Below are 13,101 nucleotides of genomic sequence, written 5' to 3' on the forward strand. Positions count from 1 at the left end.
GAGGCGTCATGAGACTTGCCCAGTTCAATCCGCCCCAGGCCCAGCGCGGCGTGGCGCTGGTGGAGTTCACCCTGGTGTTGCCGCTGATGCTGTTGCTGTTGCTGGCCTTTGGTGAGTTCGGTCGCATGCTCTACCAGTACAACGTGCTGTTGCAGGCCAGCCGGGACGCCGATCGCTTTGTGGCCGCCCAGGCCTGGAACTCTACCCTGGGTGGCATCGCCCTGAGCAGTACGTTGCAGACCCAGACGAAAAACGTTGCGGTGTACGGCGTGCCCAGCGCAGTCGGCAGTCCCGTGGTGTCTGGGTTGACGACGGCCCAAGTGGAAGTCGCCGCCGTGGGCAGCGATCACGTGCGCGTCACCATTACCTACTCCTTTTGTCCAGTGATCGGCGCAGGCAACTGTACCGGATCGATTCCGGGTTTCTTTGGCAGCGCCATGTCATTGGGCATACCGCTGGTCGCGACAACGGTCATGAGGGTGCTGTGATGAACAGGCAGATAAACATGAAGCACATGGGCGGCACTTACATCGTGGAGTTCTCCTTCGTAGGCCTGCTGGTGTTCGTCCTGCTGTTCGGCGTGGTGGAAATGGGCCGGTTGTACTTCACCGCCAACGCCCTGGACGAAGCCGCCCGGCGCGGCGCTCGATTGGCGGCAGTGTGCGACATCAGCGATCCGGTGGTGTTGCGCCGGGCCATCTTCAATGCGGCGACCGATGCGGGGAACAGCCAACTCATCAGCAGCCTGGCCACCTCGAACCTGACGCTGACTTACCTGGATGCCAATGGCGCCGTGGTCGCCAACCCGGCCGATACGTCCGGCGCCAACGGCTTCCGGGCGATCCGCTACGTCCGGTTAAGCGTGCAGAACTACGTGTTCAACCTGTTCATTCCCGGCCTGGGCGTGCCCATTACCTTGCCCGCGTTCCGGGCGACCTTGCCACGCGAAAGTCTCGGGCGTCATTCCGATTCTGCGGAGATCACACCATGCTGAATACCAGGGAAAATCCGCTCTCGACCGCCACCGGCAAAGCCGGGCTGCGGCTTCTGATCAGCAGCCGTGATGCCGCGTCCCTGCGCGATCTGCAATGCGTCTGCCAGCGCATGCCGTGCCTGGAGGTGAGTACGCGCCTGGTGAGCAACGGCCATGTCGATCCGCTTTACGGCTTGGAACGCATGCCCGACTTGTTGCTGTTGCGGGTCAGCCACCTGTGGCGTGAAGAATTGGCGGCATTGCTCCAGCGTCCGGCCCATGAGCGTCCGCCGATGCTGGTGTGCGGCTTGATGGGCGACCGGGAGGGCATGCGCCTGGCGATGCAGGCCGGTGCTCGCGATGTGTTGCCCGAGCCTATCGCCGAGCCGGAATTGGTGGCGGCCCTCAATCGCTTGGTGGCCGAAGTGCGCCTTGGCAATGGTGCCGAGGGCAAGCTGGTCGCCGTGATCAGTGCCAAGGGCGGCTCCGGCGGAACCCTGGTGGCCTGCAACCTCGCCCAGCAGCTCAGCGCTCGGGCGGGCAATACCTTGCTGTTGGACATGGACCTGCAATTCGGCAGCGTTACCCACTACCTGGATGTGGCGCAATCCCACAGCCATCTGGAAGTGCTGCAGCAGATCGACGACATGGACACCATCGCGCTCCGGGGTTTCTGCAGCCACTTCAGCCCGACCCTGCACGTGCTGGGTGGCCGGGCCGGCGAATTGTGCCTGCCCCAGGACGCCCAGCCTGAACAGCTCGACAGCCTGTTGCAACTGGCCCGCGCCAGCTACGACTGGGTGGTGGTGGACCTGCCGCGGCAGATCGACCACCTCACCGGCTCCGTGCTCGAACAGGTGGACCGCGTCTACGTGGTGGTGCAACAGAGCGTCAGCCACCTGCGCGACGCCTGCGCCCTGGTGCGGATCCTGCGCGAAGACTTGGGCGTACGCGGGGACCAGTTGCAGATCGTGGTCAATCGCTATGACAAGGCCGCGACGGTCAGTCTCAAGGACATCGGCGAGGCCTTGCGCTGTGCCAACCTGTCCCGCTTACCCAATGACTTCAACCTGGTCAGCCAGAGTCAGAACACTGGCGTGCCGTTGGGGCTGCACGCGCCGAGGGCGGCCATCACCGTTGCCCTGCGCGATCTGACCGAAGACCTGGTCGGTCACCAGATGGCCTCGGACAAAGGCCTGCTCAAACGCGCCTTCAACCGTTTCTTCGGGGGATGACCCATGATCAGCGACTTCCGCAACCGCTTGCGCAAACAGTCCGGTAAGCCCGCAGCTTCGACCCAGCTGGGCGATAGCCTGCCGGACTCGACCGATGAACTGATGGCCTGGGAGCAGCCCGTCCCGGATGTGCTCTACGAAACCCGCAGCCAGGTAACCCCGGTGGAAGCCGAGTGGCGGGAAAAGATCTACCAGCAATTGCTCAAGGTCATGGACTTGTCCCTGCTCGATGCACTCGAACAGGCCGAGGCCACGCGGCAGATTCGCGAGATCTGTCAGCGACTGCTCGATGAACATTCGGCGCCGGTGAGTTCCGCCGGTCGCCAACTCATCATCAAGCAGATCACCGACGAGGTGCTGGGCCTGGGGCCACTGGAACCGTTGCTGGCCGACCACAGTGTGTCCGACATTCTGGTCAACGGGTTTGCCTCGGTGTACGTCGAGCGTTTCGGCAAACTGCAACGCACCGACGTGCGTTTCCGCGACGACCAGCATCTGCTGAATATCATTGACCGCATCGTTTCCAGCCTGGGTCGGCGTATTGACGAGTCCTCGCCACTGGTGGATGCCCGGCTCAAGGACGGGTCGCGGGTCAATGCGATCATCCCGCCGCTGGCCATCGACGGTCCGAGCATGTCGATCCGGCGCTTCGCCGTGGACCTGCTCAACACCGACAGCCTGATCCAGGTGGGCACCATGACCTCGGCCATTGCCCTGTTGCTCAAGGCCATCGTGCGCGGGCGCCTGAATGTGCTGATTTCCGGCGGGACCGGCAGCGGCAAGACCACCATGCTCAACGTGTTGTCCAGCTTCATTCCGCATAACGAACGCATCGTCACTATCGAAGACTCCGCCGAATTGCAGCTGCAGCAACCGCATGTGGTACGCCTCGAAACACGGCCTTCGAACATCGAAGGGCGCGGCGAGGTCAGCCAGCGGGAGCTGGTGCGCAACAGCTTGCGGATGCGCCCTGATCGCATCGTCATCGGCGAGGTGCGCGGTGCCGAAGCGCTGGACATGCTCACGGCCATGAACACCGGTCACGACGGTTCCCTGACCACGATCCACGCCAACACCGCACGGGATGCGTTAGGCCGGATCGAGAACATGGTTTCGATGACCGGTGCGACATTCCCGATCAAGGCCATGCGTCAACAAATTGCCTCGGCCATCGATGTGGTGATCCAGCTGGAGCGTCAAGAAGATGGCAAGCGACGCGTGGTGAGTATTCAGGAGATCAACGGCATGGAAGGGGAGGTCATCACCATGACCGAAATCTTCTGCTTTGCTCGCCAGGGTATCGGCGAGCACGGCGAGGTGCTCGGCGAGTACCGGCCCAGCGGCATGATTCCAGCGTTCCGCGATGTGTTGGCCAAGCGCGGCATCGAGTTGCCGCTGACCCTGTTCCGCCCTGAATGGATGGAGGCCCGGCCGTCATGAAAGACATTCCTTCCGAGTTCATTCTGATTTTCCTGGGTATGGTGTTCATCGCGGTCTTCCTGCTGTCGCAGGGCGTGGTGGTACCGGTGTTCGGCGAAGCCGGCAAGATGCGCAAGCGCATTCGCGGGCGCTTGCATGTGCTGGAAAAAGCCAACCATTTGCCCAACATGCAGACGGTGTTGCGGCAAAAGTACCTGACGCGGTTGTCCCCTCTGGAAGCGCGCCTTGAGCAATTACCGTTCATGGCCAACCTGACCCAGATCATCGAGCAGGCCGGTCATGAATACCGTGCTTATCGGGTGATGCTGCTCGGTCTGGTCCTTGGCGCCGCGGCGGCCGGGTTGGTGTGGACGGTTTCATCCCCCTGGTGGACGGCCTTGCTGGCGGCCTTCGCGCTGTTCTGGTTACCGGTATTGAAGATCATGCGCGACCGCAGCAAGCGATTTGCCGCGTTCGAAGAAGGGTTGCCGGATGCGCTGGACGCCATGTGCCGGGCCTTGCGCGCCGGCCATCCATTCAACGAGACCCTGCGTCTGGTGGCCGATGAGCACAAGGGGCCGGTGGCCCAGGAGTTCGGCCTGACGTTCGCCGACATCAACTATGGCAACGACGTGCGCCGGGCCATGCTGGGTCTGCTCGAACGCATGCCAAGCATGACGGTGATGATGCTGGTGACCTCGATCCTGATCCACCGTGAAACCGGCGGTAACCTGACCGAGGTGCTGGAACGACTGAGCCGGTTGATCCGTGGGCGTTTCCGCTTTCAGCGCAAGATCAGGACGTTGTCGGCCGAAGGGCGCATGTCGGCTTGGGTACTGGTGGCGATCCCTTTCGTGCTGGCGATTGCCATCGTGCTCACAAGCCCCAGCTATATGCCCGTGCTGATCAACGATCCCACTGGTCACAAGCTGATCATCGGGGCCTTCTGCGCCATGTTGATCGGGATTTTCTGGATACGAAAAATCATCCGGATCCAGGTTTGAACGCTGTATTGCCATGGGGTATCAGTCATGGATTATCTGCTCGGGTTGTTCAGTCGGTTTACCGGGAGCGAGGAGGCGGCGCGGCTGTTGTTTATCGCGGCGGTCGGCTTCAGTGCGGTACTGGCGGTGGTCGCATTGATGCTGCTGGTGCTGGGGCTGCAGGACCCGGTCCAGCGGCGCCTGGCCCTGATCAAGCGCGGTTACTCGGGGGGCGCGGCCGGGCATGAGTCGCCCGGTAACCTGCAACTGCTGTTGGAGCGGGTCGGCCAGCGCTTTGCCTCGACCGACCCGGCCCAGACATCCGCCACCCAGACCTTGTTGACGCACGCCGGTTATCGCTCCGCGTCGGCGGTGCAAATGTATTGGGCCGTGCGTCTGATGCTGCCGCTGTTACTGCTCGGCCTGGCGCTGTTGCTGCTGCCGTTGGTCAAGGCATCCGTGATCGTCGGTTTGCTGGGCGTGATCGTGGTGGTAGGGATCGGATGGCTACTGCCAGCGCTCTACGTCGGCAGGCGCAAGCAGGCGCGACAAAGTCGGTTGCGGGCCGCGTTTCCGGATGCCCTGGACCTGATGGTGGTGTGTGTCGAGTCGGGCCTGGCCCTGCCCACGACCATCGAAAGGGTCGCCGAGGAAATGGCGGTGAGCCAGGTCGAACTGGCTGAGGAACTGGCCCTCGTCAATGCACAGATCCGCGCTGGCATCACAAGCACCGAGGCACTGCGATACTTGGCGCTGCGCACCGGCCTGGAGGACATCCAGGGCCTGGTCAGCCTGTTGGCCCAGAGCATCCGCTTCGGTACCAGCGTGGCTGACACCCTGCGCATCTACGCCGATGAGTTCCGCGACCGGCGTACCCAGGCCGCCGAAGAAATGGGGGCAAAAATCGGTACCAAGCTGATTTTTCCGCTCATCTTCTGCCTGTGGCCGAGTTTTTTCCTGGTTGCCATTGGGCCCGCGATGATCGGGGTGTTCAGGGCGTTCGGGAATATGTGAGCGTTGTAGTGAGTGGTGCGTTTGAAACAGGCGTCTCGTGCGACCAATGACGGGGTTTCACGATGCTGAAAAGTGTGAGTAAGTCGGTTTATTGACGCCTTCTTCGTCGAGATTCTTGCTCGCGCCACTTTTCAGACGTTTTTTTGTTTCGGTTGTGGCGCTTTGCCATGCTTGAACTACCGTCAAAAAGAAGCGGGCACGTGACAGGTCAGTCGCTTTTCAAGCGAGCTGTCGAGACCCGTCTTCTGCTCGAACCTGGGCGGTTCCAGGTGCTTGAAGGCGTTATGAAAGTCGCGTCATGCAAGACGCCTGTCGTTCAGTCGGCACGGTCGATCGTCGCTACGTCCTGCGATGAGGCCCGTTGCCGAGGTACCGAAGCAGCAGGTGAGAAGGGAGGAGCAGCCCGGGCTCCATAAAATGATCCGAGGCATTTTTCAAGCCTAGGGACGGCCAGTCTGTCGAGGATCATTTTATGAGCTATCGTACCGCGTCTGCGTTGAAACACCTTGTCCATGGCCTGTTTTGGATGGGCCTCGGCCTGGATGCGGCGCAGGCCGCAGCAGGTAACTGTTCGCAGCTGGACAGCTTGCCGGCGACCTTTGAGGTCGGCCAGGGGCACCAGAATGAGCTGCGTATCCTGGCCCCCGTGACAAAGCTGGCCGTGGGTGACCCAAAAATCGCCGACGTGCAGCCCAGTGGCAGCGATGCCTTCATCCTCACGGGCATCGCCCCGGGCGCCACCAGTCTGATGGTCTGGACGGCGTGTTCGAAGACCCCTCGCCAGAGCATGATTTTCGTCAAGGGCAGTGCCACCGAAGCGCTTACCAGCGCCGCGATGTTGCCTTCCGAAGACCCGATGCTGCTCGCCCAGGTACAGACCGACATCCGGTTCGTCGAGGTCAGCCGGACCAAGCTCAAGGAAGCCTCGACATCGATTTTCGGCAGTCGCGGCAACTTCCAGTTCGGTGCGCCGCGGACCCTGCCCACCATCGGGGGGGTGGTCCGGCCGGCGTTGCCGGTCAATAACGACATGTTCAACCTGTCCTTCGCCACCGGCCAGACCCTGTTGATGATCAATGCGCTGGAGGGCAGCGGCTTTGCCTACACCCTGGCGCGGCCGAGCCTGGTGGCCTTGAGTGGCCAGAGCGCAAGCTTCCTGGCGGGCGGTGAAGTGCCCATTCCGGTACCCAGCGCCGGCAGTGATAACGTGTCCATCGAGTACAAGGAGTTCGGTATCCGCCTGACCCTGACGCCGACCGTCATTGGCAAAAACCGCATCGCTTTGAAGGTCGCGCCCGAAGTCAGTGAGTTGGATTTCACCAACGCCGTGAACATTGCCGGTACGCTGGTTCCTGCGCTCACGGTGCGCCGCACCGATACCAGTATCGCCCTGGCAGACGGCGAAAGCTTCGTCATCAGCGGTCTGATCAGTACGCGAAATGCTTCCCAGGTGAACAAGTTTCCAGGCCTGGGTGATATTCCGGTTCTCGGCGCGTTCTTTCGCGATCACGCCATCGATCGCGAAGAGCGGGAACTGCTGATGATTGTCACGCCGCACCTGGTTCAGCCCCTGGCCGCCGACGCGCAATTGCCGACGTTGCCGGGCGAACAGCTGCGCAACTATGACCCGAACTTCTATCGCATGTACTTCCTTGAACATGGCGAGTTCGACAACCGTAGCGGGCTTTCCCAATGAGCCGGCGTTCGATGGGCCGGGAGGCGGGAAGTCAATCTGTCGTCGGAGGGCATGTCATGAAAGCAGTGATCGCGATAACGGCGGCCCTGGTCCTTGCCGGCTGTGCCAGTAACGGTGTGGCACCCCGCACGGCCAGTTGCGCCAAACCCGGCTCCGACCAGGAGCTGGCGTTGAACCTGGCGGATGACATGGCCAACGACGGTCGTTTGTACGCCAGCCTGGCGAACCTTGAAGGCCTGCCTGAAGACCTGGTCCAGGTTCGCCTGCGCAAGGCGCGTGTGCTGCGGCTGATGGGGCGCAACGACGCTGAGCCGCTGTACAAAAGTCTGCTGGGGACTTGTCTGGCAGCGGATGGCGAACATGGCCTCGGTCAGTTGGCCGCCGCGAAGAACGATAACGCCGCCGCCACCGAGCATCTCGAACGTGCGGTGAAAATGGCCCCTACCGAAGCCAAAATCCGCAACGACCTGGGCGTCGTCTACCTCAATCAGCGCAAGATCCCCGAAGCGCGTTTTCAGTTCATGACCGCCATGGAACTCAGGCAAGCGGACTCCCTGGCCGCCCTCAATATGGTGACGCTGCTGATCTACCAGGATAACTGGAAGCAAGCTGCCGAGCTCGCGAGCATGGCCAGGCTGAGCCCTGCGCAAGTGGCAGAAGCCCAGGCCCGCGCGGAGCGGATCAGGGGGACTGCCAATAAGGTGGGAATGACACAGACAGGCCATCTGACCGAGGTAGTCGATGCCTCATCCGGCGCGATCAAGTAGAGCGTTACGAGGAGTTCGAGAGATGAATACGAAACAGTTTTTGATCGTCTGCATCGCATGTTTGTCCACTTCCGCCTGGGCAATCGAGCCAGGGCCTTCTTCGGCCGCGCAACAAGGCACCGAAAGCTGGATGCAATTGCAGATTCGCGGGGTAGTGGCTTCTACCAATCTTCAAACCGTCTCTGCCACCGAGCGTGAATTGGCCATGCGGCGCTGGCTCAACAGCTTCAACTATCCGATTCCGGAATTTTTTGACCAGGATTCTGGAGGGGAGATCACCAGCAGCAAATGAAACACCGGGACATCGATGGTGATCGTTCAATGAAAAGGCCCGCCGGATTACCGTGCGGGCCTTTTCAAGAACGGCTCTCGGTCAGTGCTTACTGTCCTGATCCGACAGCGCAAGCAATTGTTTTTCCTGGTTCCAGTCGAACGGTTCGTCATTCTGTTCGGCTTCGAAACGGCGCTCTTCCAATGCCTGGTACAGGCTGATTTCTTCGTCGGGCATGTAGTGCAGGCAATCACCGCCGAAGTACCACAGCAGGTCGCGAGGCACGAGGTGAGCGACCTGTGGATAACGAACGATCACCTGGCACAGCAGGTCCTGGCCGAGGTATTGGCTTTCGATCGGATCGACGGGCAATTGGGCCCGCAGTTCATCGAAGCGCTCCAGGAACAAGGCATGGCTTTCTTCGGGAACCTGTTCGGCCTCACCCACGGCGACCAGGATGCTGCGCAAATGGTCAAGCAAGACAAGGTGATCGGCAACGACATTGGACACGAGATAAGTCCTCAAGAGCAAAACGGGCGCAGGAGTATAAAGCCACTGCGCCCGTTTTTACATGGTGGTGCCGGTCGGCGTGATCAGCGGACTCTGGCCTCGGCGAGTGTCAGCGCCTCCTTGTCGAAATCATCCACATCGATGACCTTGCGTCGTGCCGCTTCGGCCGCTCTCAGGGCCTCGGCTTCGCCGGCCTGCAGCACGCCGGCTTCGAGGGCCGCCTCGATAAGAGGTTCGCCTGGGGCCGGGTTGAGCTGGTCCTGCTTGAGCGCCGTGTGGATTTTCTTCTGCGTCGGTCGGGCGGCCGACAGCAGGTCGACGGCATGCTGCAGAGCGCCCACCGGATCGTCTGCGGATTGAGGGCGGTAGCAACCTTGCAGCAGCTCCTCCAGGGTTGGATCGCCCTTGGGTCGACCGATGACCGCCGCTACTTCGGCATCCAATCGGTCGCTCGGGCCTTTATGGCGGCGGCCGAAGGGGAACACCACGCAGCGCAACAGGCAGCCCAGCGCCCGGTTAGGGAAGTTGCCGAGCAATTCATCCAGCGCACGCTCCGACTGGCCCAGGCTTTCTTCCATGGCCCAGGTGAACAGCGGGGCCATGTGGTCTGGCGAGTCGAGGTCGTGGTACCGCTTGAGCGCGGCACTGGCCAGGTACAAGTGGCTCAAGACATCGCCCAGGCGCGCCGACAGGCGTTCGCGTCGTTTGAGTTCGCCGCCCAGCAGCATCATGCTCAGGTCCGCCAACAGGGCGAATGCCGCAGACTGTCGATTAAGGGCGCGGAAATAACCCTGGCTCAGGTCGTTGCCGGGCGCTCGCTCGAAATGCCCCAGCCCCAGATTCAGCACCAGGGTGCTGGCGGCGTTGCTGATAGCGAAACCGATGTGCTTGAGCAGCAACCGGTCGAACTCGATCAGCGCCTGGTCTTTATCCTCGCGGGTCGCCAGGGCCATTTCCTTGAGCACGAAGGGGTGGCAACGGATCGCCCCCTGTCCGAAGATCATCAGGTTGCGCGACAGGATGTTCGCTCCTTCCACGGTGATGAAGATCGGTGCGCCTTGCCAACTGCGGCCCAGGTAATTGTTCGGGCCCATGATGATGCCCTTGCCGCCATGCACATCCATGGCGTGGCTGATGCATTCGCGGCCGCGCTCGGTCAGGTGGTACTTGAGGATGGCCGAGAGTACCGAGGGCTTCTCCCCCAGGTCCACCGCGTTGGCGGTCAGCATGCGCGCGGCATCCATCAGCCAGGCGTTGCCGCCGATACGCGCCATGGCTTCCTGGATACCTTCGAAGGCCGACAACGGTACGTTGAACTGCTCCCGCACCTGGGTGTACTGGCCGGTGACCAGGCTGGTGAACTTCGCCGCCCCGGTCCCCACGGCCGGCAGGGAAATCGAGCGCCCCACCGACAGGCAGTTCATCAACATCATCCAGCCCTTGCCGAGCATGGGCTGGCCGCCGATGAGGAAATCCAGCGGGATGAACACATCCTTGCCCCAGTTCGGTCCGTTCATGAATGCCGCGCCGAGGGGCAGGTGGCGACGACCAATGTGGACGCCGGGAGTGTCGGTGGGAATCAGGGCAAGGCTGATGCCCAGGTCTTCTTCGTCGCCCAGCAGGTGGTCGGGGTCATAGGCCTTGAATGCGAGGCCGAGGAGAGTCGCCACCGGTCCGAGGGTGATGTACCGCTTCTCCCAGTTCAGACGCAGGCCGAGGGTTTCCTGACCTTGCCATTGTCCCTTGCAGACGATGCCGGTATCGGGCATCGCCCCGGCGTCGGAGCCGGCCAGCGGCCCGGTCAAGGCAAAGCACGGGATATCCTCGCCACGGGCCAGGCGCGGCAGGTAATGGTCGCGTTGTTCGTCGGTGCCGTAGTGCAGTAACAGTTCCGCCGGGCCAAGGGAGTTGGGGACCATGACGGTGGACGCCAGGTCACCGCTGCGGGTCGCCAGTTTCATTGCCACCTGGGAATGGGCATAGGCGGAGAAGCCCTTGCCACCGTAGGCCTTTGGAATGATCAGGGCAAAGAATCCGTGTTCCTTGATGTGGGCCCAGGCTTCGGGCGGCAGGTCCATGGCCTGGCCGATCTGCCAATCGCTGACCATGGCGCAGAGTTCTTCGGTGGGGCCGTCGAGGAAGGCCTGCTCCTCCTCGGTCAATTGCACCTTGGGGTAAGCGAGCAAGGTGTCCCAGTCGGGCCGGCCGCTGAACAGCTCGCCGTCCCACCATACCGTGCCGGCATCGATGGCGTCGCGTTCGGTTTCCGACATCGGCGGCAGGGTTTTCTGGAACCAGTCGAACATCGGCGCGCTGAAATATCTGCGGCGCAGGTCCGGCAGCAGCAGCGGGGCCGCAATGACGCCGAGCAGCACCCACAGGACCAGCATCAGCCAACCGGGCGCAGGACTGAAGATGCCCATGGCCAGCAGGTAGACCGCGACGACACCCAGCACGGGTAGCGGGGCGATGCGCCGATGCGCCAGCCAGGCGATCCCGACGACCAGGACCAGTATCCACAACAACAGCATATTTAATCCTCCGTGAACCAAGGCAAGACCGACCCCCAGAGCTTAGACGGCATCGGTCAATCCGGCGGTCAGTGCGATGTGATGGGTTTCGTGGGAAATCTCGCATGCGTTACGCCAGTCTGGTTGGCAACAGCCGTGGGAAATCGTTCGCCGAAAAGGAGAGAAAACGCCATTGTTTGGCCGAAACGCCGTTATCGCTGCATCAGGGCTGTGGATAGACTCAGCGTTTCCCTGATGCCGTAGCGTTGCGCCGGTGCAGGAGCAAGTCCTGACCCTGCCAGCGGCGTTGCAGTGCGAGAGGTTTCCCATGCAGCAATACCTGAACCCCGGCCGCTTCATCGACAGCGATCATCCTGCGGTCATCGCGTTCGCCGAAACCCACCGCGGCACCGACCGCGATCCGACGGCGCAGGCGATCAGCCTGTATTACGCCGTGCGCGAGGCGGTGCGCTACAACCCCTACACCTTCAGCCGCGACCCGGCGACCCTGCGTGGCAGTCATGCACTGGCCTGTCGTGAAAGCTATTGCGTGCCCAAGGCGACGTTGTTGGCCGCCTGCGCCCGTCACTGTGGCATCCCGGCGCGGATTGGCCTGGCGGACGTCCGTAATCATCTATCCACGCCACGCCTGCTGGAATTGCTGCGCAGCGATGTGTTCGCGATGCACGGTTATACCGAGCTGTACCTGAGCGACCGCTGGGTCAAGGCTACGCCGGCCTTCAACCAGGGGTTGTGTGAATTGTTCGACGTCGCGCCCCTGGAATTCGATGGTCGTCATGACAGCATCTTCCATCCTTTCAATCGCCAGGGAGCGCGGTCGATGGAATATGTCACCGACCATGGTCCTTTCCCCGACGTGCCCGAAACCTTCTTTTTCGAGCATCTGGAAAAATGCTATCCGCACCTGTTCCAGGATCGACTGCCGCCCCTGCTGGGCAATATGCAGGGCGATTTGAGTCGTGGCTGATCCGGCGTATGCTGCTGCGGCACTTATCCATTGAGGAAGCCGTGATGCTGAAGATCTGGGGTCGGAAAAATTCATCGAATGTGCGCAAGGCGTTGTGGTGCGCCGAGGAACTGGGACTGGTGTTCGAGGCCATCGACGCCGGTGGTGCGTTCGGTGTGGTGGACACGCCCGGGTACCGTGCGAAGAACCCCAATGGTCGCGTCCCGATGATCGAGGACGACGGTTTCGTGCTTTGGGAATCCAATACCATCGTGCGGTACCTGATGGCTCGTCACGCATCCGGTTCGGCCTGGTATCCGACCGATGTCCAGGCCAGGGCCCAGGCTGAAAAATGGATGGACTGGACCACTTCCACCTTTGCCGATCCGTTTCGCACCGTGTTCTGGGGTGTCCTGCGCACGCCTGCCGAGCGGCAGGACTGGGCCGCCATCAAATCGGCAATCCAGGTTTGCGAAGGGGTGCTGGCCGTGGCGGACCAGGCGCTGAGCGAGCAACCCTATCTCTCGGGTGATGAAATCGGCATGGGTGACATCCCCCTCGGCAGTTTCATCTATGCCTGGTTCGAGATGCCCATCGAGCGTGCCCGGCTGCCTCACCTGGAGGCCTGGTACGGGCGATTGCAACAGCGTCCCGCGTACCGTAAGGCGGTCATGACTGCGTTGACTTAATACTTACTATCGACACGCTTGACTGTACTTGTGCGGCGACGCCAAGCACCATGGCCTCCCTAGGCTC

The 13,101-nt window shown here is 61.8% G+C and carries 13 protein-coding genes; 11 read left to right on the forward strand and 2 right to left on the reverse strand.

Annotated features, from left to right (window positions below; genetic code table 11):
- Nucleotides 1-8 precede the first annotated feature (8 nt).
- The 9 genes from AD666_RS08340 to AD666_RS08380 all read left to right on the forward strand — a co-directional run bounded on the left by AD666_RS08340 (nucleotide 9) and on the right by AD666_RS08380 (nucleotide 8,379).
- The gene (locus AD666_RS08340; RefSeq protein WP_053150067.1) at nucleotides 9-488 is read left to right on the forward strand and encodes a TadE/TadG family type IV pilus assembly protein; all 480 of its coding nucleotides are present in this window, start codon (nucleotides 9-11) and stop codon (nucleotides 486-488) included.
- 11 nt (nucleotides 489-499) lie between these two features.
- Nucleotides 500-994: a TadE family protein gene (locus AD666_RS08345; RefSeq protein WP_053150486.1), complete on the forward strand. Its 495-nt coding sequence runs from the start codon at nucleotides 500-502 to the stop codon at nucleotides 992-994.
- Nucleotides 988-2,208 (forward strand): AAA family ATPase, encoded by a 1,221-nt coding sequence (locus AD666_RS08350; RefSeq protein ID WP_053150070.1) that lies wholly within the window; start codon nucleotides 988-990, stop codon nucleotides 2,206-2,208. The genes AD666_RS08345 and AD666_RS08350 overlap by 7 nt, the downstream gene beginning before the upstream one ends.
- Nucleotides 2,209-2,211: 3 nt before the next feature.
- Nucleotides 2,212-3,648, forward strand: coding sequence for a CpaF family protein (locus tag AD666_RS08355; RefSeq protein ID WP_053150073.1), 1,437 nt, complete (start codon nucleotides 2,212-2,214; stop codon nucleotides 3,646-3,648).
- Complete coding sequence (locus AD666_RS08360; RefSeq protein WP_053150076.1) at nucleotides 3,645-4,631, forward strand: type II secretion system F family protein; 987 nt, start codon at nucleotides 3,645-3,647, stop codon at nucleotides 4,629-4,631. The genes AD666_RS08355 and AD666_RS08360 overlap by 4 nt, the downstream gene beginning before the upstream one ends.
- 27 nt (nucleotides 4,632-4,658) lie before the next feature.
- Nucleotides 4,659-5,624, forward strand: coding sequence for a type II secretion system F family protein (locus AD666_RS08365; protein WP_053150079.1), 966 nt, complete (start codon nucleotides 4,659-4,661; stop codon nucleotides 5,622-5,624).
- A 472-nt stretch (nucleotides 5,625-6,096) separates the two neighbouring features.
- A complete protein-coding gene (locus AD666_RS08370) occupies nucleotides 6,097-7,320 on the forward strand; it encodes a type II and III secretion system protein family protein (RefSeq protein ID WP_053150081.1) in 1,224 nt (407 codons plus the stop codon).
- A 56-nt stretch (nucleotides 7,321-7,376) separates the two neighbouring features.
- Nucleotides 7,377-8,087: a hypothetical protein gene (locus AD666_RS08375; protein WP_053150083.1), complete on the forward strand. Its 711-nt coding sequence runs from the start codon at nucleotides 7,377-7,379 to the stop codon at nucleotides 8,085-8,087.
- A 22-nt stretch (nucleotides 8,088-8,109) separates the two neighbouring features.
- Nucleotides 8,110-8,379, forward strand: a complete 270-nt coding sequence (locus tag AD666_RS08380) for a DUF3613 domain-containing protein (RefSeq protein ID WP_053150085.1) — start codon at nucleotides 8,110-8,112, stop codon at nucleotides 8,377-8,379.
- An 81-nt stretch (nucleotides 8,380-8,460) separates the two neighbouring features.
- Here AD666_RS08380 and AD666_RS08385 read toward each other — a convergent pair whose 3' ends face one another.
- Together AD666_RS08385 and AD666_RS08390 are read right to left on the reverse strand one after the other, a co-directional pair.
- On the reverse strand, nucleotides 8,461-8,868 hold the full coding sequence (locus AD666_RS08385; protein ID WP_053150088.1) for a PA2817 family protein: 408 nt from the start codon (nucleotides 8,866-8,868) through the stop codon (nucleotides 8,461-8,463).
- Nucleotides 8,869-8,951: 83 nt separating this feature from the next.
- A complete protein-coding gene (locus tag AD666_RS08390) occupies nucleotides 8,952-11,399 on the reverse strand; it encodes an acyl-CoA dehydrogenase (protein ID WP_053150091.1) in 2,448 nt (815 codons plus the stop codon).
- Nucleotides 11,400-11,706: 307 nt separating this feature from the next.
- Between AD666_RS08390 and AD666_RS08395 the strand changes: the two genes are divergently transcribed.
- The gene (locus tag AD666_RS08395) at nucleotides 11,707-12,366 is read left to right on the forward strand and encodes a transglutaminase family protein (protein WP_053150093.1); all 660 of its coding nucleotides are present in this window, start codon (nucleotides 11,707-11,709) and stop codon (nucleotides 12,364-12,366) included.
- 44 nt (nucleotides 12,367-12,410) lie between these two features.
- Nucleotides 12,411-13,034, forward strand: a complete 624-nt coding sequence (locus tag AD666_RS08400; RefSeq protein WP_053150489.1) for a glutathione S-transferase — start codon at nucleotides 12,411-12,413, stop codon at nucleotides 13,032-13,034.
- Nucleotides 13,035-13,101 lie beyond the last annotated feature (67 nt).

Source organism: Pseudomonas sp. Pf153 (assembly GCF_001269775.1).
In the GTDB taxonomy this organism is placed as follows: domain Bacteria; phylum Pseudomonadota; class Gammaproteobacteria; order Pseudomonadales; family Pseudomonadaceae; genus Aquipseudomonas; species Aquipseudomonas uvaldensis.

Bases quoted from the DNA above. Each gene is read 5' to 3' on its own strand.
- AD666_RS08390 (WP_053150091.1), bottom strand. From the start codon at position 11,399: ATGCTGTTGTTGTGGATACTGGTCCTGGTCGTCGGGATCGCCTGGCTG.
- AD666_RS08365 (WP_053150079.1), top strand. From the start codon at position 4,659: ATGGATTATCTGCTCGGGTTGTTCAGTCGGTTTACCGGGAGCGAGGAG.
- AD666_RS08360 (WP_053150076.1), top strand. From the start codon at position 3,645: ATGAAAGACATTCCTTCCGAGTTCATTCTGATTTTCCTGGGTATGGTG.
- AD666_RS08340 (WP_053150067.1), top strand. From the start codon at position 9: ATGAGACTTGCCCAGTTCAATCCGCCCCAGGCCCAGCGCGGCGTGGCG.
- AD666_RS08375 (WP_053150083.1), top strand. From the start codon at position 7,377: ATGAAAGCAGTGATCGCGATAACGGCGGCCCTGGTCCTTGCCGGCTGT.
- AD666_RS08355 (WP_053150073.1), top strand. From the start codon at position 2,212: ATGATCAGCGACTTCCGCAACCGCTTGCGCAAACAGTCCGGTAAGCCC.
- AD666_RS08380 (WP_053150085.1), top strand. From the start codon at position 8,110: ATGAATACGAAACAGTTTTTGATCGTCTGCATCGCATGTTTGTCCACT.
- AD666_RS08395 (WP_053150093.1), top strand. From the start codon at position 11,707: ATGCAGCAATACCTGAACCCCGGCCGCTTCATCGACAGCGATCATCCT.
- AD666_RS08400 (WP_053150489.1), top strand. From the start codon at position 12,411: ATGCTGAAGATCTGGGGTCGGAAAAATTCATCGAATGTGCGCAAGGCG.
- AD666_RS08370 (WP_053150081.1), top strand. From the start codon at position 6,097: ATGAGCTATCGTACCGCGTCTGCGTTGAAACACCTTGTCCATGGCCTG.
- AD666_RS08350 (WP_053150070.1), top strand. From the start codon at position 988: ATGCTGAATACCAGGGAAAATCCGCTCTCGACCGCCACCGGCAAAGCC.